General features: G+C 71.0%; 21 protein-coding genes. 12 read left to right on the forward strand and 9 right to left on the reverse strand.

Features of this window, described 5'->3' with window-relative positions; all coding sequences use genetic code 11:
- Positions 1 to 101: 101 nt before the first annotated feature.
- The gene (locus CLV71_RS03610; protein WP_133901078.1) at positions 102 to 794 is read left to right on the forward strand and encodes a GH12 family glycosyl hydrolase domain-containing protein; all 693 of its coding nucleotides are present in this window, start codon (positions 102 to 104) and stop codon (positions 792 to 794) included.
- On the opposite strand, the gene CLV71_RS03615 is transcribed toward CLV71_RS03610, so the two are convergent.
- The gene (locus tag CLV71_RS03615; protein ID WP_243866200.1) at positions 773 to 1,231 is read right to left on the reverse strand and encodes a MarR family winged helix-turn-helix transcriptional regulator; all 459 of its coding nucleotides are present in this window, start codon (positions 1,229 to 1,231) and stop codon (positions 773 to 775) included. The genes CLV71_RS03610 and CLV71_RS03615 overlap by 22 nt on opposite strands.
- Before the next feature lie 67 nt (positions 1,232 to 1,298).
- On the opposite strand from CLV71_RS03615, the gene CLV71_RS03620 reads away from it, so the two are divergent.
- The gene (locus tag CLV71_RS03620; protein ID WP_133901080.1) at positions 1,299 to 2,237 is read left to right on the forward strand and encodes an NAD-dependent epimerase/dehydratase family protein; all 939 of its coding nucleotides are present in this window, start codon (positions 1,299 to 1,301) and stop codon (positions 2,235 to 2,237) included.
- Positions 2,238 to 2,341: 104 nt separating this feature from the next.
- Positions 2,342 to 3,880, forward strand: a complete 1,539-nt coding sequence (locus CLV71_RS03625) for an AMP-binding protein (protein ID WP_133901081.1) — start codon at positions 2,342 to 2,344, stop codon at positions 3,878 to 3,880.
- On the opposite strand, the gene CLV71_RS03630 is transcribed toward CLV71_RS03625, so the two are convergent.
- Positions 3,881 to 4,465 carry a TetR/AcrR family transcriptional regulator gene (locus tag CLV71_RS03630; RefSeq protein ID WP_133901082.1) on the reverse strand — a complete coding sequence of 195 codons (585 nt, stop codon included), beginning with the start codon at positions 4,463 to 4,465 and terminating at the stop codon, positions 3,881 to 3,883. It abuts the gene before it with no gap.
- 119 nt (positions 4,466 to 4,584) lie between these two features.
- On the opposite strand from CLV71_RS03630, the gene CLV71_RS03635 reads away from it, so the two are divergent.
- A complete protein-coding gene (locus tag CLV71_RS03635; RefSeq protein ID WP_133901083.1) occupies positions 4,585 to 5,772 on the forward strand; it encodes an acyl-CoA dehydrogenase family protein in 1,188 nt (395 codons plus the stop codon).
- Here the strand turns inward: CLV71_RS03635 and CLV71_RS03640 are convergent.
- From CLV71_RS03640 to CLV71_RS03650, 3 genes are read right to left on the reverse strand one after another with little or no spacing between them, the layout of a single operon-like run.
- Entirely contained in the window at positions 5,769 to 6,182 is a 414-nt protein-coding gene (locus tag CLV71_RS03640; RefSeq protein WP_133901084.1) for an SRPBCC family protein, read from the reverse strand. The genes CLV71_RS03635 and CLV71_RS03640 overlap by 4 nt on opposite strands.
- Positions 6,183 to 6,218: 36 nt before the next feature.
- The gene (glpK, locus tag CLV71_RS03645; RefSeq protein WP_133901085.1) at positions 6,219 to 7,757 is read right to left on the reverse strand and encodes a glycerol kinase GlpK; all 1,539 of its coding nucleotides are present in this window, start codon (positions 7,755 to 7,757) and stop codon (positions 6,219 to 6,221) included.
- A 12-nt stretch (positions 7,758 to 7,769) separates the two neighbouring features.
- Positions 7,770 to 8,534: an IclR family transcriptional regulator gene (locus CLV71_RS03650; protein ID WP_133901086.1), complete on the reverse strand. Its 765-nt coding sequence runs from the start codon at positions 8,532 to 8,534 to the stop codon at positions 7,770 to 7,772.
- Between the two features lie 260 nt (positions 8,535 to 8,794).
- Here CLV71_RS03650 and CLV71_RS03655 point away from each other — a divergent pair, with 260 nt between their 5' ends.
- The 3 genes from CLV71_RS03655 (at position 8,795) to CLV71_RS03665 (ending at position 12,750) form a co-directional block, all read left to right on the forward strand.
- Positions 8,795 to 9,634: an MIP/aquaporin family protein gene (locus CLV71_RS03655; protein WP_133901087.1), complete on the forward strand. Its 840-nt coding sequence runs from the start codon at positions 8,795 to 8,797 to the stop codon at positions 9,632 to 9,634.
- 18 nt (positions 9,635 to 9,652) lie between these two features.
- Positions 9,653 to 11,167: a glycerol kinase GlpK gene (gene glpK / locus CLV71_RS03660; protein WP_133901088.1), complete on the forward strand. Its 1,515-nt coding sequence runs from the start codon at positions 9,653 to 9,655 to the stop codon at positions 11,165 to 11,167.
- Between the two features lie 185 nt (positions 11,168 to 11,352).
- On the forward strand, positions 11,353 to 12,750 hold the full coding sequence (locus tag CLV71_RS03665; protein WP_133901089.1) for an FAD-dependent oxidoreductase: 1,398 nt from the start codon (positions 11,353 to 11,355) through the stop codon (positions 12,748 to 12,750).
- Between the two features lie 6 nt (positions 12,751 to 12,756).
- Here the strand turns inward: CLV71_RS03665 and CLV71_RS03670 are convergent, their stop codons facing one another.
- Positions 12,757 to 13,173, reverse strand: coding sequence for a nuclear transport factor 2 family protein (locus CLV71_RS03670; protein ID WP_133901090.1), 417 nt, complete (start codon positions 13,171 to 13,173; stop codon positions 12,757 to 12,759).
- A gap of 87 nt (positions 13,174 to 13,260) precedes the next feature.
- On the opposite strand from CLV71_RS03670, the gene CLV71_RS03675 reads away from it, so the two are divergent.
- Positions 13,261 to 15,396: an ATP-binding protein gene (locus CLV71_RS03675; RefSeq protein ID WP_166663909.1), complete on the forward strand. Its 2,136-nt coding sequence runs from the start codon at positions 13,261 to 13,263 to the stop codon at positions 15,394 to 15,396.
- A gap of 93 nt (positions 15,397 to 15,489) precedes the next feature.
- The gene (locus CLV71_RS03680) at positions 15,490 to 16,653 is read left to right on the forward strand and encodes an AI-2E family transporter (RefSeq protein ID WP_133901092.1); all 1,164 of its coding nucleotides are present in this window, start codon (positions 15,490 to 15,492) and stop codon (positions 16,651 to 16,653) included.
- Positions 16,654 to 16,742: 89 nt separating this feature from the next.
- On the opposite strand, the gene CLV71_RS47460 is transcribed toward CLV71_RS03680, so the two are convergent.
- The gene (locus CLV71_RS47460; protein ID WP_166663910.1) at positions 16,743 to 16,898 is read right to left on the reverse strand and encodes a DUF6131 family protein; all 156 of its coding nucleotides are present in this window, start codon (positions 16,896 to 16,898) and stop codon (positions 16,743 to 16,745) included.
- Positions 16,899 to 17,076: 178 nt separating this feature from the next.
- Here CLV71_RS47460 and CLV71_RS03685 point away from each other — a divergent pair, with 178 nt between their 5' ends.
- Positions 17,077 to 17,517: an ATP-binding protein gene (locus CLV71_RS03685; RefSeq protein ID WP_166663911.1), complete on the forward strand. Its 441-nt coding sequence runs from the start codon at positions 17,077 to 17,079 to the stop codon at positions 17,515 to 17,517.
- A gap of 91 nt (positions 17,518 to 17,608) precedes the next feature.
- Here CLV71_RS03685 and CLV71_RS03690 read toward each other — a convergent pair whose 3' ends face one another.
- Positions 17,609 to 18,004 (reverse strand): low affinity iron permease family protein, encoded by a 396-nt coding sequence (locus CLV71_RS03690; RefSeq protein ID WP_133901094.1) that lies wholly within the window; start codon positions 18,002 to 18,004, stop codon positions 17,609 to 17,611.
- 330 nt (positions 18,005 to 18,334) lie between these two features.
- Here CLV71_RS03690 and CLV71_RS03695 point away from each other — a divergent pair, with 330 nt between their 5' ends.
- Both CLV71_RS03695 and CLV71_RS03700 read left to right on the forward strand, forming a co-directional pair.
- Positions 18,335 to 18,703, forward strand: coding sequence for an STAS domain-containing protein (locus tag CLV71_RS03695; protein WP_133901095.1), 369 nt, complete (start codon positions 18,335 to 18,337; stop codon positions 18,701 to 18,703).
- Positions 18,704 to 18,822: 119 nt separating this feature from the next.
- Complete coding sequence (locus CLV71_RS03700; RefSeq protein WP_243866201.1) at positions 18,823 to 19,284, forward strand: ATP-binding protein; 462 nt, start codon at positions 18,823 to 18,825, stop codon at positions 19,282 to 19,284.
- Here CLV71_RS03700 and CLV71_RS03705 read toward each other — a convergent pair.
- The gene (locus CLV71_RS03705; RefSeq protein ID WP_133901096.1) at positions 19,190 to 20,560 is read right to left on the reverse strand and encodes an MFS transporter; all 1,371 of its coding nucleotides are present in this window, start codon (positions 20,558 to 20,560) and stop codon (positions 19,190 to 19,192) included. The two genes, CLV71_RS03700 and CLV71_RS03705, sit on opposite strands and share 95 nt — an antisense overlap.
- Positions 20,561 to 20,599 lie beyond the last annotated feature (39 nt).

The raw sequence follows: 20,599 nt of genomic DNA on the forward strand, positions 1-20,599 counted from the left end.
GGTGTCTTCGTGAAAGTTCGTCGAAGCGCTTCGACGATTTATCGAAGCGCTTCGACGAGTCCCTGCACCTGCCGTGCAACGACGCTCGGAAGGAACTCGTCATGCGGAACCCGATACGTTCACTGGCGACGGTGGTGGCCGTGGCGGCCATCGCCGTCGCGACAGCCGGCACCGCCCAGGCGGCCGCGTGGTCCTCGACCGACAAATGGGGAACGTGGTCCAACGGTGGCTACACCGTGCGCAACGATGTGTGGGGCAGCGGCGCGGGCCCACAGACCATCTGGGCCAACTCGTACAGCAACTGGGGGGTGTGGGCCAACCACCCGAACACCGGCGGGGTGAAGGCGTACCCGCACTCGGCGAGGAACATCGGCCGCAACCTCAGCGCGCTGCGCAGCCTCTCCAGCAGCTTCAACGTGACCAGGCCCGGCAGCGGCGCCTACGCCACGGCCTACGACATCTGGGCGAACAACAACGCCTACGAGATCATGCTGTGGATGAACAAGACCGGCGCGGTCGGCCCGCTCGGCTCGAAGCAGACGACGGCGTCGATCGGCGGTCACACCTGGGACGTCTACCGGGGGAGCAACGGCGCCAACGCCGTGTTCTCCTTCGTGCGCACCGGCAACACGAACTCCGGGTCGGTGGACGTGCTCGCGGTGATGAACTGGGTCAGGGGCCAGGGCTGGTACGGCGACGTCTCGGTCGGCGAGGTGCAGTTCGGCTTCGAGATCACGTCGTCGAGCGGCGGGTACGACTTCGTCAGCAACAGCTACTCGGTGTCGTTCTCCTGAGTGCCTGACACGAGCGCCCGCAGCGCCGCACGCAGCTGCCGGGCGGCTCGGGGGTCGAGCGCGGCCAGGAAGTCGCGCTCGGCCTCGTCGCTCGCCGCGGTCGCCTTCTCCGTGGTGTCGCGTCCGGCCTCGGTCAGCTCCACCACGTTGCGCCTGCGGTCCTCGGCGTCGGGGTGGCGTGACACCAGGCCCTTGTCCTCGAGCGTGTCGAGCAGCGCGACCATCGTCGTGCGGTCGATGCCCAGGCGCCGGGCGGCCTCCTGCTGTGACGCGGGCTCGGTCCCGGTGAGCGCGAGCAGCACGGCCAGCTCGCGCCCGTTGACGCCGTGGGGCGCCAGTGCCCGCGCGTTCAGCTCGTTCATGCGCAGCTGGGCGTGTTTGAGCAGATAGCCGAGCCGCGTGCTCACCTCGGGTCCCGGCCCGTCGTTCCTCGACACCTGTCCGATCTTACGACTAGGCTGATCGTCAGTAATACTGATGATCAGCGTCAGGACAGGAGTTGTCATGATCCTCGTTACCGGGGGACTCGGCTTCATCGGCAGGCACACCGTTCGGGCACTGCTCGACCTCGGCGAGTCGTGTGTCCTCGTGCAGCGGCGCACGGCCGAGGTCCCCGAGGACCTCGCGGGCGAACGGGTGGTGGTGGAACAGGCCGACATCATCGATCCCTCGGCACTGCCCTCGGTCGGCGAGCGCCACGAGATCACCGGCGTCGTGCACCTCGCGGGCTCGGTGCCCTGGCCACCCGGCGCGCACGAACCGGTCGACGGGGCGCGGAAGGCGATCGCCAGCCTGCTCAACGTCGTCGAGGCCGCCCGGCAGTGGGGGGTGTCGAGGGTGGGCGTCGCGAGCACGGTCGGCGTGTACGCCGGCGTCGCCGAGGAGGGCCCGCTGCAGGAGGACGTGCCGCTGTCGATGTCCTCGGGCCACGTCATCCCGGCCTTCAAGAAGATCGGTGAGCTGCTGACCGACCACCTGGCGGGGGTGACGGGGCTGGACCTGGTCAACTACCGCATCGCCGCGATCTGGGGTCCGCACGGCCACGCGGCGTCGCCGTTCTTCGCGGCACCGGCCCTCGTGCGCGCCGCGGCCCTCGGCACCGAACCCGACCTCGCACCGCTGTACGCCCCGGCGCACGCCGAGGACGCCATCGACATGTGCTACGCGAAGGACTGCGGCCGTGCCATCGCGGCGCTGCAGCTCGCGGAGGTGCTCAACCACCGCACCTACAACGTGTCGTCCGGTCGGGCGACCAGCAACGCGGAGGTCCTCGCCGCCATCAGGAACGTGGTCCCCGACACCCGCGTCGACCTGCCTGCGGGCGGGTCCGGTCGGCGGCTCTGGCTGGACACCACGCGGCTGGCACAGGACACGGGGTTCCGGCCCGCGTACGACACCGAGCGCGCGGTCGCCGACTACGTGTCCTGGCTTCGCGCGGCGTGAGGAGACGATCACGTGTCCTGGCGTCGGGGGCCGTCGCGGTGGTAGGCACGGGGGATGGGCCTCGGTCCGAAGTGGAGCCACCGTGAGCGCGGAGTAGGAGAACCATGACCGAGATGTCCTACGAGCCGCTGACACCGACCGCGCACCTGGAGCGGGCCGCCTCGGCTCACCGCGACCGGGTGGCCGTCGTGGACGGTGACCTGCGCCTGACCTACGGCGAGCTGCACGCGCGGTGCCGCCGGGTGGCGGGCGGTCTCGCGGCGCTGGCCGACGGCAGGCCGGTGGCCGTGCTGGCGACCAACAGCCACGTCATGCTGGAGGCACACTTCGCGGTGCCGTGGGCAGGGGTCCCGTTGGTGGCGTTGAACATCCGGCTCGCACCAGCGGAGCTGACCCACATCGTGCGCCACAGCGACGCGACGGTCCTGTTGTACGAGGCCGAGTTCGCTCCTGTCGCCCGCTCGATCGCGGCGGAGCTGCCGGGCCTGCGGCTCGTCGAGGCGGGCGGCGCCGACGACGAGTACGCCTCCCTTGCCATGTCGGCGACACCGCTGGCCACCAGGCCCACCGACGAACGCGCACTGCTCGCCCTCAACTACACGAGCGGGACGACGGGCAGGCCCAAGGGCGTGATGTACCACCACCGGGGTGCCTACCTGCAGGCGCTGTCCCAGGTGGCACACGCGGGGCTGGACCCGTCGTCGGTGTTCCTGTGGACGCTGCCCATGTTCCACTGCAACGGCTGGGGCTATCCGTGGGCGGTCACCGCGGCGGGCGGGCGGCACGTGTGCCTGCGCAAGGTCGACCCTGGCGAGGTGTGGCGCCTGATCGCGGCCGAGGGGGTGACCCACCTCAACGCGGCCCCGACCGTGCTCACGATGCTGGCCCACGACCCGGCCGCCGCGCCGGTGGAGTCGCTGCGCGTGCAGACCGGCGGTGCGCCGCCGTCACCGGCCCTGCTGGAGAAGGCCGCCGCCCTGGGCATCGAGATCACGCACCTGTACGGGCTCACCGAGACGTTCGGCCCGTCGATCGTCTGCGACTGGCGGCCGGAGTGGGACGCGCTGCCGGCCTCGGAGCAGGCCAGGCTCAAGGCACGCCAGGGTGTGCGTACCTACACGACCGACGGGCTGCGGGTGCTGGACGCCGACGGCGCGGAGGTCCCGGCCGACGCGACGGCGACCGGCGAGATCGCGGTGCGCGGCAACACGGTGATGCTGGGCTACTACAAGGATCCCGAGGCGACCGCGGCCGCGGCACCCGACGGGTGGTTCCGCACCGGCGACCTCGCCGTGCGCCACCCGGACGGCTACGTCGAGCTGCGGGACCGGAGCAAGGACGTGATCATCTCCGGTGGGGAGAACATCGCCTCGGTCGAGGTGGAGCAGGCGATCGCGTCCCACCCGGCCGTGCTGGAGGCCGCCGTGGTGGCCGTCCCGGACGAGAAGTGGGGCGAGGTCCCCGCCGCCTACGTGACACTGGCACCGGGCGCTGAGGTCACGGCGGAGGAGATCGTCGAACACGTCCGCACCCGCCTCGCACGCTTCAAGGCACCGCGCCACGTGGTGTTCACGGACCTGCCGAAGACCGCGACGGGCAAGATCCAGAAGTTCGTCCTGCGTGAGCGGGCCCGAGGGCACTGATCAGCCGGGCGCGCCGACGATGCGCATGGCGAGGTCGCCGTAGTACCAGACGATCTCGTCCTCGGACAGCTCGCCGTCCTCGCGGTACCAGGCGGCGACGCCCATGCCGAGGTCGAGGACGGCGTAGGACGCGAGCCGCACGGACGTGACGTCGAACCGTCCCGCGTGGACACCGTCGGCGACCAGCGCGCGGAAGCGGTGTTCGTAGTCGTCCCGGCTGGCCAGGACCGCGGTGCGGTGCGGCTCCTCCAGGCTGCGGATCTCGCGGTTGCCGACGAACGCCTCCAGGCGGTGCCTGGCGTGGTAGCGGACGTGGGCCTCGACCGCGCGCCGCAGCCGCACCGCCGGGTCGGCACTGGCACGCACGGCGACACCGTGCGCTTCCCGCAGCGCGGCCATGGTGTCGAGCATGATGCGGGCCAGCAGGTCCTGTTTGGACGTGACGTGCTTGTACAGGCTGGGCCCGCGAACTCCCACGGCCGCACCGATGTCGCCCATGGTGGTCGCCCGGTAACCGTCGCGAGCGAACAGCTCCAACGCGGCGTCGCGGATCTCCGCGTCCCGCGTGCCCGCCGCTGCGGTCACTGGTCCCTCCCGGGGGCTATCGGACGGTAGCCGTACTGGGCAGCATACTGCCGGTTCTCGTTCGGAATGTTAGCCTCGTGCTGGCTAATGCTCATTAGCCTTGCGTTCGAGGAGGCCGCATGGCGATCGACCTTCGGCACGGCGACGACGTCGCGGACCTCGTCGCACGCACCGAGGCCCTGGTACGCGACACGGTGGTGCCGCTGGAGGAACGTCACGGCGGGGTGATCGCCTCGGTGGGGGAGGAGGGTCGGGTCGAGCTTCAGCGGGCCGCGGCCGACGCCGGGGTCCTCGCCCCGCACGCGCCACGCGAGTACGGCGGCCACGGGCTGGGGATGTGCGACCGCGCGCCGGTGTTCGAGGCGGCGGGCTACTCCCTGTTCGGTCCTCTCGCGCTGAACATCGCGGCACCCGACGAGGGAAACGTGCACCTGCTGGCGGAGGTGGCCACGCCCGAACAGAAGGAGCGGTACCTCGCCCCCCTCGCGACAGGCCGCGTCCGCTCGTGCTTCGCGATGACCGAACCCGCGCCCGGTGCCGGCTCGGACCCCTCCGCGCTCACCACGAGCGCGACCCGGGTCCCCGGCGGGTGGCGCATCGACGGGCACAAGTGGTTCATCACCGGCGCCGACGGTGCCGGGTTCGCGATCTGCATGGCCCGCACCTCCGGCACGCCGGGTGACCGGGGCGGCGCCACGATGTTCCTCGTCGACGCGGAGAACCCGGGCATGCGGGTCGTCCGCCACGTCGAGACACTCGACCAGAGCATGATCGGCGGCCACTGCGAGGTCCGGTTCGACGACTGCGTGGTCGGCGACGACGCCGTGCTGGGTGCGGTCGACGAGGGTTTCACCTACGCGCAGGTCCGCCTCGGCCCCGCCAGGACGACCCACTGCATGCGGTGGCTGGGCATCGGCAGACGCGCCCAGGACCTCGCCGTCGGCTACGTCGCCGAGCGAAAGGTGTTCGGCGCCCGGCTCGCCGAACTGGGCATGGTCCAGCAGCTGATCGCCGACAACGAGATCGACATCGAGGCCTCGCGCGCGCTGGTCACGCGTGCCTGCTGGGAGCTGGACCAGGGCCGCTCGGCCGCCCAGCTCACCTCGATCGCCAAGACCTTCGTCGCCGAGGCGGTGTGGCGGATCGTCGACCGGGCGGTGCAGCTGTGCGGCGCGCTCGGCGTCTCACACGACATCCTCCTGTCCCGCTACCTGCGGGAGGTCCGCGCGTTCCGCATCTACGACGGCCCATCGGAGGTCCACCGCTGGGCCATCGCCCGCCGGGTGGTGAAACGCCACTCCCACTAGCGGCGCTGGTCGGCGTCCCCGTCCGCGGCGGCGGCCTGTGCGAGCGCGGCCACGGTCTGCTCGAGCCCCTCCTGCACCTCGCCGCCGTGGGCCTCCCGGACGCTGTGCAACGCGACGGTGATGCGGGACCTGCCTGCCGCCAGCTCGTCGACCCGCAGCTTGCCGTGGTAGTCGTCCGGGCCCTCCGCACCCCACTCCAGGCGGCGGGCGGACTCGTCCGGCCGCACCCAGGCCTCACCCTCGACGTGGTGGCCGTGCACCTCGGCCTCGACGTGGACGGACTCCCCGCCCTCCGGCTCGGCGGCCGTCATCTGCGGGAAGTACCTGGGAAGGTTTCGCGGATCGGACAGGTAGTGGAACAGGACGTCGGCGGACACGTCGGCGTCGGCTGTGTGCGTGTAGGTCGTCATGGAGTCAGGGGTAGCCCGGGGGCGGGGCGTCACACCTCACCGCGGGGTCCTGCCCACCGGGACCGGGGTGTTCCTCGGCTTCGCCCAGCCGAACGTCAGCTCCACCGCCCGTTTCCAGTTCGAGTACTCGTCCTCGCGGGTGTCGGGGTCCATCTGCGGGGTCCAGCGTGCCGCGAGGTGCCAGTTGCGGCGAAGTCCCGCCAGGTCGGGCCAGTAACCGACCGCGAGTCCCGCGGCGTACGCGGCGCCGAGCGACACCGTCTCCGCGATCATCGGTCGCATCACCGGCACGTCCAGGACGTCCGCGATGCACTGCATCAGCAGGTGGTCCGCCGTCATGCCGCCGTCCACCCGCAGGACCCTCGTCTGCGTGCCGAGGTCCGCGTTCATCGCGTCGACGACCTCGCGGGTCTGCCACGCCGTCGCCTCCAGCACCGCCCTGGCCAGGTGACCCTTCGTGATGTACGACGTCAGCCCCACGATGATGCCGCGTGCCTCGCTGTGCCAGTGCGGCGCGAACAGCCCCGAGAAGGCCGGCACGATGTAGCAGCCGCCGTTGTCCTTGACGGTCCTCGCGAGCGTCTCGATCTCCGGCGCGCTGTGGATCAGCCCCAGGTTGTCGCGGAACCACTGGACCAGCGAGCCCGTGACGGCGATCGAGCCTTCCAGGGCGTAGGTCACCGGCTCGCCGCCGATCTGGTAGCCGATCGTGGTGAGCAGCCCGTGCTCGGAGCGGATCAGCTTGGTGCCGGTGTTCATCAGCAGGAAGCTGCCCGTGCCGTAGGTGCACTTGGTCTCGCCCTCGGCGAAGCACGTCTGCCCGAACAGCGCCGCGTGCTGGTCGCCGAGCGCCGCCGCGATCTCGATGCCCGGCACCACCCGGGTGGTGCGACCGTGGATCTCGGTGGTCGGGCGGATCTGCGGCAGCATCCGGTGCGGGATGTCGAAGAAGGACAGCAGCTCGGCGTCCCACTGCTGCGTGGTGATGTTCATCAGCATGGTCCGCGACGCGTTGGTGACGTCCGTGACGTGCAGGCCGCCGTTGACGCCCCCGGTCAGGTTCCAGATCAGCCAGGTGTCCATCGTGCCGAACAGCACGTCACCGCGTTCGGCCCGGTCGCGCAGGCCCGGGGTGTTGTCCAGCATCCACCGCAGGCTCGGCGCGGAGAAGTACGTGGCGAGCGGCAGCCCGCAGCGGGCGGCCACCTCGTCGGCGCCCGGCCGCGCGGCCAGCTCGCCCACGATCGACTCGGTGCGGATGTCCTCCCACACGATCGCCCGCCCGACGGGTACGCCGGTGTGCCGGTCCCACACGACACACGTCTCCCGCTGGTTGGTGATGCCCAGCGCGACGACCTGGTCGGCGCCGATGCCCGCGTCCCGCATCGCCTGCGGCATGATCCGGTCGACGTTGCGCCAGATCTCGACCGCGTCCTGCTCCACCCAGCCGGGCCTCGGGTAGTGCTGCCGGTGTTCGCGCTGCGCGACCGACACGAGCCGGGCGTTGCTGTCGAAGACGATGCACCGGGTCGAGGTGGTGCCCTGGTCGATCGCCATCACGTACCGCTGCGCCATCGTTCCTCGTCCTCAGTTCGCCGGGCCAAGCTCGCGGGACACCGCCTCCGCCGCACGGCAGACCTGGTCCACCAGGGCGGCCTTGGGGCGGTTGCCCGCCTGGCAGATCCGGTCGACGGCCCCCGAGATCCCGATCGCGCCGACGACGAGCCCGCCAGGGAGGCGGATCGGCGCGGCGACGCCGGCCTCGCCGGGCATGGACTCCTCGGCCTCGCTCGCCCACCCGGCCGCGCGCACCTCGGCGAGCACGCGCTCCAGGGCCGCCGCCCGCACGATCGTCCGCCGCGTCAGTGAGGTCAGCTCGTCGCGGCGGACCGTGGCGAACAGGCCCGCGTCGTAGGCGAGCAGCACCTTGCCGAGCGCGGTCGCGTGGAGCGGCAGCATGGCGCCGATGCCGAGGGTCTGCATGGTGTCGTCGGGCCGGAACACGTGGTGCACGACCAGTACCGCGCCGTCGAGGTGCATGCCGAGCCGGACCTCGTGGCCGCTGCGTGCGGCGAGGCTGTCCGCCCAGTTGATCGACCGCGACCGCAGCTCGTTCGCGTCCAGGTAGCTCGTCCCCAGGTGCAGTAGCGCGGCGCCGAGCCGGTACTGCCCGGTACTCTGGTCCTGCTCGACGAACTCGACCCGTTGCAGGGTGCGTAGGATGCCGTGCGCGGTGCCCTTCGCGAGGCCGAGCGCGGCCGCTATCTCGGCGAGTCCGTGATGGCCGGAACCCCGTGCGAGCAGGCGCAACATCGCCGCCGCACGTTCGATCGACTGGATCGGACCCGGCACCTTCGGAACCTATCCGACCTCATCGGCAATGTCGAACGCTCACCGAGCCCGTCGACGCGTCGCTCATGGGCCCTGAGCGGCCCGTGAACACCAACGACCAAAGACGTCAACCGGTGGGACGGTAACCGTTCGGGGGACGCGTTCGACAATGCCGACCCCGTCGCGTTCCCGCTCGCGGATCGCGGACATAGCTTCGAAAAGTTCGCGTGTCGGTGCGGCACGGGGAACACGAGCTGTTCAACGGCGAATGGAGGAAACCCGTGTCTCTCGGAGAGGTGTTCGTCAGCGAGACAGTCGGCACCGGCATGCTGATACTGCTCGGCGCGGGCGTGGTCGCGAACGTGCTGCTCGCCAAGTCCAAGGGCAAGGACGGCGGCTTCCTGCTCATCAACTTCGGCTGGGGCCTCGCGGTCATGGCCGGCGTGTACGTGTCCTACAAGTCCGGCGCACACCTGAACCCCGCGGTGACGCTCGGCATCCTGGCCAGCGGCGCCGACACCTACGCCAAGGGCGTCGACGTCACCTTCGGCTCGACGCTGGTCTACTTCGCGGGCCAGTTCCTCGGGGCCTTCATCGGCGCGTGCCTCGCGTTCGTCGCCTACCGCAAGCAGTTCGAGGCCGAGGAGGACGAGGGCCTGAAGCTGGCGGTGTTCTCGACGGGCCCGGAGGTCCGCAGTCCACTCTGGAACGTGCTCACCGAGGTGCTCGGCACGTTCGTGCTGGTGTTCGTGGTGCTGTCGTTCGCCAAGACACCGAGCGGCCTCGGCCCGCTCGCGGTCGCACTGCTGGTGGTCGGCATCGGCGCCTCGCTCGGCGGCCCGACCGGGTACGCCATCAACCCCGCCCGTGACCTCGCTCCCCGCATCGCACACGCCCTGCTCCCGACCGGGTTCAGGGCCTCGGTCGCCGAGCGGCCGCCCGTACCGGTGGGCGCGGGGGGACCGGGTGCGGAGTACGCGGCGGAGGCCGACCACGCGGGGGAGGCGGAACGCCCGCTGCACGCGGCCAAGAACTCCGACTGGGGCTACGCGTGGGTGCCGGTCGTCGGCCCGGTCATCGGTGGCCTCCTCGCCGGACTTCTCTCCCAGGTCGTGTTCTGACCCCGAAAGGACCCTTTCATGACCCAGTACGTACTAGCCGTCGACCAGGGCACGACCAGCACCAGGGCGATCGTCTTCGACCACGCGGGCACGATCGTCGCGGTGGGACAGAAGGAACACCAGCAGATCTTCCCCCGCGCGGGGTGGGTCGAGCACGACGCGAAGGAGATCTCGGCCAACACCCGTGACGTGGTCAACCAGGCGCTCGCGAAGGCGAACCTGGACACCGGCGACCTCGTCGCCGTCGGCATCACCAACCAGCGCGAGACCGCGGTGGTGTGGGACCGCAAGACGGGGGAGCCCGTCTACAACGCCATCGTCTGGCAGGACACCCGCACCCAGTCCATCGTGGAGGAGCTCGGCGCGCTCGGCGGCGGCGCCGACCGGTACAAGGCCAAGGTCGGGCTGCCGCTCGCGACGTACTTCTCCGGCCCGAAGATCCGCTGGATCCTCGACAACGTCGACGGCGCCCGGGAGCGCGCGGAGAACGGCGACCTCCTGTTCGGCAACACCGACACGTGGACGCTGTGGAACCTGACCGGCGGACCCGACGGTGGCGTGCACGCCACGGACGTCACCAACGCGTCCCGGACCATGCTGATGGACCTGGACACGCTGTCGTGGGACGCCGACATCGCGGGCGAGATGGGCATCCCGCTGTCGATGCTGCCGGAGATCCGCTCGTCGTCGGAGCAGTACGGCACCGGCGGCGCGGGAGTGCTGCGGGGCGTGCCGATAGCGGGCATCCTCGGCGACCAGCAGGCGGCCACGTTCGGCCAGGTCTGCTACGAGATCGGCACCGCGAAGAACACCTACGGCACCGGCAACTTCATGCTGCTGAACACCGGCGAGGAGAAGGTCGCGAGCAAGAACGGCCTGCTGACCACCGTGTGCTACAAGATCGGCGACGCGAAGCCGGTGTACGCGCTGGAAGGCTCCATCGCGATCACCGGCGCGCTCGTGCAGTGGCTGCGCGACAACCTGAAGATCATCGGTTCGGCGAGCGAGATCGAGGCGCTCGCCGGGTCCGTCGAGGACAACGGCGGCGCGTACTTCGTGCCCGCGTTCTCCGGGTTGTACGCGCCGTACTGGCGGGCCGACGCACGCGGCGCGCTGGTCGGGCTCACCAGGTTCGTCGACCGGGGCCACCTGGCGCGGGCGGTGCTGGAGGCCACGGCGTTCCAGACCCGCGAGGTGCTCGACGCGATGAACGCCGACTCCGGTGTGGCGCTCAAGGAGCTGAAGGTCGACGGCGGGATGGTGGCCAACGAGCTGCTCATGCAGTTCCAGGCCGACATGCTCGACGTCCCCGTGGTGCGGCCGAAGGTCGCGGAGACCACCGCACTCGGCGCCGCCTACGCGGCGGGTCTCGCGGTCGGCTACTGGGACGGCCTGGACGACCTGCGCAAGAACTGGGCCGAGGACAAGCGGTGGACGCCCAACCTCGACGCGGCCGAGCGTGAACGCGTCTACCGGAACTGGAAGAAGGCCGTCACCAAGTCGTTCGACTGGGTCGACGACGACGTCAGCTGACGCCGGCCGAGGGGGGTGTGCGGAGGCCGTCAGGACCCATGGGTCCTGACGGCCTCCTTTCGTCACGCCCGGTGTCAGTACCCCCAAGGGTTTGAATGGAACAAACGTTCCCGACGCTAACCTGAGGGCGCTCACACATCCCTGTCACGCGCTTGGGTCGTGTCGACACCGGCCCCGGGAGCCGCATGCCGAACTCACCTGCCGACGTCTTCGACAGGCTCAGTACCCCGCTCACCCCCGAGGGCACCCGGCGCCTGTTCGGCACGGTCTGCGTGCTCGGCGGCGCCCTGGCCGGGCTGGTCGCGGCGCGAGTGCTGGCCGACCACGCCGACCGGGTGGTGATCATCGAGCCGGACGGTCCGGACGCGGGCTCGCACGGCGAGACCCGGCCCGGTGTCCCGCAGGGCTACCAGGTGCACGTCCTGCTCCCCGGCGGGCGAGCGCAGCTCGAACGGTTCTTCCCCGGCATCGTCGACGAGGCCGTCGCCGAGGGTGCGGCCCTGCACCCGCCGCACGCCGTCGCGTCCTACCTCGACGACGTCGAGCAGATCACCACCCCCAACACCCGGTTCGTCGCCAGCAGCCGCCCCTTCCTCGAGTCGCACGTCCGTCGCCGCACCCTCGCGCTGCCCAACGTCGCGCTCGTCACCGGCCGGGTCACGGGCCTGCGCTACACCCGTGACGCGGTCGACGCGGTGCGCTACACGACCGGCGCCGGCGAGGTCGTCGAGGCCGCCGACTTCGTCGTGGACGCCACCGGCCGGAGCAGCAGGCTCTCCGACTGGCTGGAGCGGGACGGCTGGCCCCGGCCGGAGATGGAACGCCTCCAGGTCGACGTCCGGTACCTGTCGGCGCGGTTCCGGCGCTCGAAGGACTGGACCGGCCCGCAGAACGGCATCTCCCGCTACACCCCGCCCTTCGACTCGAAGGGGCTGGCGGTCGCGGCGGTCAGCGCGATCGAGAACCAGCAGTGGACGGTCATGCTCGCCTACTTCGGGAGCCCGGCCGGGGACTTCCTCACCCGCTGCCGCGAGCTGGCGCCCATCTACGCCGAGGCGGTCGGCGGCGAGCCCCTCGGCGAGGTCGTCCCGTACCGCCACCCCGACAGCAGGTGGCGCCATTTCGAGGCCCTGGACCGGTTCCCGGCCCGTCTCGCCGTGGTCGGCGACGCCGTCGCGTCGTTCAACCCCGTGTACGGGCAGGGCATGTCCTCCGCCACGCTCCACGCGTCCTGCCTGTCGGAGTACCTGCGCTCCGGGCCGGACCTCGACGCCCCCGCTCGATTGTTCCTCGACCTGCAGAACGTCGTCGTCGACGCGGCGTGGCGCACGTCGACGGCGGGTGACGCGGCCAGGCTGGGGATCGCCCCGCCGCCCGCGACGGACCAGGAACGCAGGCAGGCGTGGGCCATGCGCCAGGTGCGGGCCGCCGCCGGGCGGGACGTGACGGTCGGCACCGCGTTCCGGGCCGTGTCCTACATGACGGCGCACCCGGCGTCCCTGTTCGCCCCGGAGCTGGTGTCGCGTGCCGCGAAGGTCAACGACGTGTCCGAGGAGGAGCTCCGGCGCGAGTTCGGCGTGTGAGCGGTCCTACTCCGCCGTGACGGTCTCGCCGCGCAGGGCGGCGGTCATCGCGGGCGTGTCGACGTACACGTGGTAGGACGTCACCAGGCCGTCGCGCAGGGTCCACGTGTGGATCTCCCGCAGGCGGAAGGTGTTGCCGTGGGCCAGCACCGTGCCCGTCGTGTGGCCGACCTCGACGATGTGGTCACCAGCGTCGTAGAGGGCCTCGATCTCCAGCGTCGGCTCCAGATGCGACAGGAGCGTCCCGAGGAACCCGAAGAAACCGTCCGGGCCGCGGTGGGTGCCGCCCCACGGCAGGCGGTCGGTCTGGGTCATCGTGAAGTCCGGCGCGATCGCCGCGCGGATCGTGTCGAGGTCGCGGACGCCGAACGCCTCGTACAGCCCGCTCACGATCTCCAGGTCGGTGCGCGTCGTGGTTGTCATGTGTCCTCCTTGCTGGGTTAACCTGCGACAACAGCCTCACCCGGGGAGCGGCGCGCCACCATGGACAGTCCTCACACACCCGCGAGTGTGCGAGTCCCGTTCGGGGTCGCGCTCCGGCGGCTGCGTGAACGTGCCGGGCTCACCCAGGAGCGGCTCGCCGAGCTGGCCGGCCTGTCGGCCAACGCCGTCAGCTCGCTCGAACGCGGCACCCGCCGCCGCCCCTACCCGCACACCCGCGACGCCCTCTACCGCGCACTCGGCATCACCGACGCGGAACGCGAAGGCCTCGAGGACGGCATCACCCCACATGCGTCGCGCCTGCCCGTGCCGCCGTGGCCCGTGCTCGGCCGCGACACCGAGATCGACACCGTCGCCGGCCTGCTCGACGGGGCACGCGTGGTGACGCTGGTCGGCCCCGGCGGCGTCGGCAAGACCCGGCTGGCACTGGCCGTCGCGGAACGGGTCGCCGTCGCGGCGGTGTTCGTCCCGCTCGCGCCGCTTCGCGACCCGGCCGACGTGCTGGTCGCCATCGCCACCGAGCTGGGGCTCCGGGAGCTGGGGAGCAGGCCGATCGGCGAGGTGCTGGCCGCCAACCTCCGCGGCCGCGCGCTGCTGCTCGTCCTCGACAACGCCGAGCACCTCACCGAGGCGGCACCGGATCTCGCCCGGCTCCTCGCCAACGCTCCCGCGGTGACCGCGCTCGTGACGAGCCGCGCCCCGCTGCGGATCCGCGGCGAGCACGTCCACCCGGTACCCGCGCTCGCGCCGTCGGCGGCGGCCGAGCTGTTCACCGACCGCGCCCGCCAGGCGGGTAACGGGGGTCCTGCCGACTCCGGCGTGGTCGCCGCCATCTGTGCCCGGCTCGACCACCTCCCGCTCGCGATCGAGCTGGCCGCCGCCCGCACCCGGCTCCTCCCGCCCGCGCGGCTGCTCGACCGGCTCGGCGCCCCGCTGTCCACAGTGGTCGGTGGGCCGAGGGACGCCCCGGAGCGGCAGCGCACCCTGCGGCGGGCGGTGGCGTGGAGCCACGACCTGCTCGACCCGCCCGCCCGCGAGCTGCTGGCGCGGCTGTCGGTCTTCACGGGCGGCTGGACGCTCGACGCGGCCACCGCCGTCACCGGGGCGGGGGAGGAGGCCGTGCTCGACGGCCACCAGGTGCTGCTCGACAACAGCCTGATCACCGCGGACGGCGACCGGTTCGGCATGCTGGAGACGATCCGCGCGTTCGCCGAGGAACAGCTCGACGGCGAGGCCACCGTCGACCGGCACGCCGGCTACTACGCCGCCCTGGCCGCCAGAGCGGGACTGTGGGAGGGCGACCAGGCGTCCCGGCTCGACGTGCTCACCGCCGAGCAGGACAACCTCCGCGCCGCCCTGCGCAGGCTCGCCGCGAGCGACCGTGTCGACGAGCTGGTCGAGGCGTGCTTCGGCATGTGGTTCTTCTGGGTGGTGCGCGGTGGTTTCCCACCCGAGGTGTCCAGTCCGGACAGTGCGCGGCCTGCGTTCGTGGCGGGGTGGGCACAGCTCCCGCGCGGCGGCTACGCGGCAGCGGTCGGCCACTTCACCGAGGCCGCCCGCCTCGCCAGGGCCACGGGCGACGACGTGGTGCTCGCGTGGACCCTGCCGTCGTGGGCGCACGCCGAGATCTACCGGGGGAACCCGGCCGCCGCCGTGCCACTGCTCGACGAGGCCCGGTCGTTCGGACTGCCGCACGTGGACAGCTGTGTGGCGATCGGCGACGCACACGTCCTGATCGCGCGCGATCGCCTGGCGGAGGCGGACCACCTCGTCGGCGCCTGTCTGCCCGAGGTCGAGGCCAGGGGCGCCGACTGGCCGCTCGCGGTGCTGCTGGGCATCCAGGGCAGGCTGGCCGCCGTACTGGGCGACCCCGGCCGCGGTGACCGCCTGCTCGCCCGGTCCGTGCGGATCTTCGCCAGGCTCGGCGACACCTGGGGCATGGTCCACCAGCTGACCCACGTCGCCGACGCGGCGGCCATGCGTGCCGACCACCGGCGTGCCGCACTGCTCTACGGCGCCGTCGACGCGATCGCCGAACAGACCGGCGCGCGGATCTTCCCCCAGTGGCAGGACCTGTCGGACCGCTGCCAGGCCGAGCTGCTCACGACGCTGGGCACCGAGACCTACCGGACGCTGCGCCAGGAGGGTCGCCGCCTCACGCCGACGGAAGTGGTGACACTGGCAACCGATCCCGGAGCCGGCTGACGGAGCGGAGTTTTGACGTCACTCCCTCGGGGCAATCCGGCCCCGAGTAGCAGTGCCCGTTCGGCGCTGCGTCAACAGAACAGAGACGACCTGATGCCGCCACCATCCCAGGACCCCGCCGCTGACGGTCATCACGACCTGGTCGGCCAGCCCCACGACGACCAGGCGGAAGGCCCGGTCGCCGAAGCCGAGGCCGAGGCCGCGCAGATCAGTGAGCCCGACCAGCCGTTCGGGGCGATCGGTAAACGCTTCAACCGCAAGTCGCCGTTCCTCATCGGCATGGCCGCCGCCGCGGGGGTCGCGGTGACCTACGGCCTGGTGCTGATGCTGGTGGGGTTGCGGGAGATCCTGATCCTCATCGGCCTGGCGCTGTTCATCGCGATCGGCCTCGAACCGCTCGTGTCCTGGCTCGTCGGCCGCCGGTTACCCAGGTGGCTCGCGGTCACCGTCGTGTTCGTGGCGGTGTTCGGCGCGATCGGCGGGTTCCTCGCGGCGGCGATCCCCGTCATCGTCGAGCAGACGACACAGCTCGTCTCGAAGGCACCCGACTACCTGCGCCAGGCACAGGACCACAACTCGTGGCTCGGTCAGCTCAACGACCGCTTCCACCTCCAGCAGGCGCTGGAGGACTCGTTCAGCGGCGGTTCCGGGCTGTTCTCGGCCGGCCTCGCGGTGTTCGGGGTCCTGACCAACCTGCTGGTCCTCATTGTCCTGACCATCTACCTCGTGGCGGCGATGCCCCGCATCCGCGCCGGGCTCTACCGCCTCGTCCCGCACTCACGCCGACCGAGGGCGATCCTCATCGGCGACGAGATCTCCGCGAAGGTCGGCGGGTACGTGCTCGGCAACCTGCTGATCTCGGTCATCGCCGGAGTGCTCACCCTGATCTGGCTGCTGATCTTCGGGGTGCCCTACGCCGTGCTGCTCGCCATCACCGTCGCCGTCCTCGACCTGATCCCGGTCGTCGGCTCGGTGATCGGCGGCATCCTGGTGAGCCTGGTAGCGCTGACGGTGTCCTTACCGGTCTGTCTCGCGACCGTCGGCTTCGTACTGGTCTACCGGTTCACCGAGGACTACCTCCTGGTCCCGAAGATCATCGGCAGCACCGTGAAGGTGCCCGCACTGCTGACGGTCGTCGCGGTACTGGTCGGCGGCACACTGCTCGGCGTCGTGGGAGCGCTGGTCGCGATCCCCATCGCCGCGGCCCTGCTGCTGTTGGTGGAGGAGGTGCTCTACCCGCGTCTGGACGGCGCGTGACCCCTGTGGACAGACCGAGGGCCGGGCACGCGCTGCCGGAACAGCGCTTACCCGGCCCTCGGTCAGTCAAAGGCACGAAATCCTGGTGCTCAGTACCAGTGCGACCGGCCACCGACCTTGCGACCCGTGCGGCCGACCAGCGCCAGCACCGCACCGACCACTACCAGGATGATCCCAATGGTCCAGAGGATCGAGATATTCGCTAAGAACCCGATGATCAGCAGAATTACACCAAGCACAATCATGAACGCCACACCTTCCGAACTTGGGTGACCGACCGGAATCGGCCGTCGCCGCGAGTCGCGGACCATCACTGCCGAGGAGCTACCCCGTCGTGAGATGCAGCAAACCTCCGAACCGTTTGTGAATGTGAATATTGCGGGGTTCGTGAGTGAACTCCACCTGTTGGGGCATCCAGCTCCTGTGAGCTACCCCGATCAGAGTCACCTGGCAGCCACGGTGCTGGCACACCGTGAGCAGCTGCCACGCCTGCGTGATCGGATGCGTCGCTGGCTCACTCGCCAGGACATCCCGGCACCACTGCGCGCCGACATCGTGCTCGCGGCCGACGAGGCACTCGCCAACTCCGTCGAGCACGCCTACCGACTCCCGGCCGAGCCGGGGACGATGGACCTCGACATCGTCGTCCACCCGGACTTCGTGTCGGTCTCGGTCATCGACCACGGCTCGTGGAAGCCCGCGACACCCGACCCCGCCAGCAACCGCGGCCGCGGCCTGCGGCTGATCAGGGCGCTGGCGCGGCACGTGGACGTCCGTCCCACACCGCACGGCACCACACTGACCGCGTACTTCTCCCGGATCCCGACGCCCCAGGCGCCGCATCCAGCCCAGCGACCGTACTGAAGGACGCCTTCAGTACGGTCGGCGTGCACCTGGTGAACGGCGACGTCCCTCCGGCACCGGCAGGGCTCCGGCACCGACAGGCTCTGGCGGTCTAGTGGCGCTCCTCGAGGCCGACCGCGTCGCGGAGGGTCCTGACCGCCTCCCGCAGCTCGGGGTCGTCGGCGGCGGACGACGTCATCAGCGCCGCCAACGCCTCGGCGAGGACGTTGACCTTCTCCTGCATGGCCTCGTCCGCGCGGCGGGACGCGTTCTCCAACAGCACGACCAGCAGCAGCGTGACCACGGCGGCCACGGTGTGGATGACCGCCTGCCACTCCTTGAGGTCCGACCACATCGGCAGGCTGACCAACCACAGCACGATGACGGCCATACAGGTCACGAACATCGGGGCCTGGCTGGCCCGCAGGTGGGCCCACTCGACGAACCGGTCGAAGGCTGACCGACGATCGCCCCGCGTGCGCGTCGCGGCGGCCGGTGTGCGCTCCATCATGCAGACAATAGCGGGGAAAACGGACACGGCGGGAACAGATGTCGATCAGGTCTTCGCACACCGCGCCTGGGTGATGCCGCACGAACCGGCGAAACACTTTCGGGGCGCTCCGGCACCCCCGTGAGGCTCGAACGAGGCCCGTGACTTCGTTGAGTAACTGTCTAGTGTCGAAATGTGGTGGTTGTCGGCCAGTGGTGTGTCCACCCGGGCCACGACAGCACTAACATGCTCAGTGAAGGGACGCGACCGCGGCCGGCGAGGGAGAGGCAGCCATCACCTATGGCCGGATCGGACAGCGGCGACCCCGTATGGACGGGCGTGAACCCCATGGCACCTGTACCGCTCGACACCCCGAACCCGACCCTCGGACAACTCGGCATCCGCGTGTACCGAAGAGGTGACGCGGAGGTGCTGGCCGTGTCCGGCGAGGTGGACCACGGCACGGCCGCCGAGTTCCGCGAGGAGATCACCCGCTGTCTCAAGACCGCGCCGCCGGTGCTCGTCCTCGATCTCCACGGCGTGTCCTTCTTCAGCTCGGTGGGGCTGTCGGCACTCGTGGAGGCGCAGGAAGGCGCGGCGCCGGACACCGCGGTCAGGATCGTCGCGGACAACCGTGCCGTGCGGCGGCCGATCGAGGCGACGGCCCTGGACCAGGTGCTTTCCGTGTTCTCCAGCGTGGACGAGGCCCTCTCGTGACACCGGGGCATCACCCGTCCCGGTGAAGCAGTCCACAATCGCGCCGATGTCCGTTTGGCCCGCGCCCGTGACGGGTAGTCCCGCGTGACCATGCCGCGCATTTCCGCGATGAGGTGAACGTGGACGAAGGCGATCTTCGCGGTGCACGTGCGTCGGGCGGTGGCCTCGGCCATCGCACGGTCCCGGACCTGTGGCTGCCCGGCATCCCCGCCGTCGTCGGCAGGCTCACCGGCGTGCGTCAGCGGCTCGTCCGCTGGGGCACCCAGGCGGGGCTGTCCGAGGAGCAGGTCGACGACGTCGGGCTCGCGACCTACGAGGCGATGGCCAACGTGGTCGACCACGCCTACCCCGACGGCACGGGCGAGTTCGACCTCCACGCGGCGAGCGAGCGCGACCTGGTCACGGTCACCGTCACCGACCACGGTCGCTGGAAGCCGCACGCCACCACGCCGGGCCCGATGTCGCTGCGGGGGCGGGGGCTCATGATCATGGAGAAGCTGTCGTCCCGGTTCGAGCTGACCCCTCGGGTGGGTGGCACGACCGTGTGCATGAGCTGGTCCCTGCCGCTGCTGGGTCGCTGATCGCGGGGGACGCCGTGCCGGTGGGTGTCGGACCGGGGTAGTCGTGCGCACCGGCCAGGGAGCCGGGAGCCGGGTTGCGCGGCGGGGTCGGCCTGTGGTGCTCGGCCCGGCGGACGGCGACCTGCGCGACGACCCCGGTGACGGTGAACAACGCGCCCATGACGTACCAGCCTGGCTGGCCCCAGGTGATGCACAGTGCGATCAGCAGGCCGGGTCCGAGTGTCTCGGCGAGGCCGAGCCCGAGGCCGAAGATGCCGAGGTACTGGCCGGTCGCGTGGTCGGGGGCGAGTGCGAAGGAGACCTCGAAGCCCGCGGCCGAGTGCCACAGCTCGCCGGTCGCGTGGACCACCACCGCGGTCAGCATCAGCGCCGCGGCGACCCAGGCGGGCACACCCGCGGTGAGGGAGATCAGCGAGCACGAGACGAGGAACGCCACGCCCGAGCGTCGGTAGGCGCGACCGCCCGCCGACGGGGTGTCGACGCCGCGGCTGGCACGTACCTGGAAGGCGATGACGATCGCGGTGTTGACCAGCATGGTCGCGGAGATGAGCCAGCGCGGGGCGGTGGTCATCCCGATCAGCCAGAGCGGCAGGGCGACCGTGAGCACCTTGAACTGGATCGACATGACCCCGTCCAGTGCGGTGACCGCCAGGTAGGGGAGATCGCGGAGGGCGACCCAGCGCGGTCCACCCGCCGCCGGGACGGGGGCGACCGGCGGCAGCCGCACCAGGAACACGGCCGACGCGGCGCAGGAGACGGCGTTGCCGACGACCAGGAGGTCGTAGGCCTGGTGTGTGCCGGTCTGGACGGCCCAGCCCGCGAGCAGGGCGCCGACGGAGATGCCGATGTTGGTCAGTGCACGCAGGTAGGCGCGGAACTCGCTGGGCCGCTCGCCGCCGTGGGCGCGGATGATCGGCGCGCGTGCGGCCTGGCCCGCGGTGTGCGCGCCGGTCGCCGCGCACACCGCGACGACGAACGGCCAGAAGGTGTCGGCCAGCAGGAAGCCTGCCGTGCCCAGCCCCCGGACGACGAGGGTGGCCGCGTAGACCCCGCGTGCGCTGCGCCGGTCCGCCAGGTGCCCGACCCCGATCCCGGCGGCGAGCGAGACGACTCCCGCGATGCCGAGCCCCAGGCCCACCTCGCCCGCCGGCAGGTGGGCGGCCTGTGTGAAGTACAGGACGCCCGCGGTGAGGTAGATGCCGCTGCCGACCGTGTTGACCAGGTTCGAGACGGCGATGACTCGCTGAGGGCCCGGCAGGGGTAACAGGCGCGGCATTGCGTCAGTCTGATGCACCCAACCTGCAATTGCAATAAG

This window comes from Actinophytocola oryzae (assembly GCF_004364325.1).
GTDB classification, from domain to species: Bacteria; Actinomycetota; Actinomycetes; order Mycobacteriales; family Pseudonocardiaceae; genus Actinophytocola; species Actinophytocola oryzae.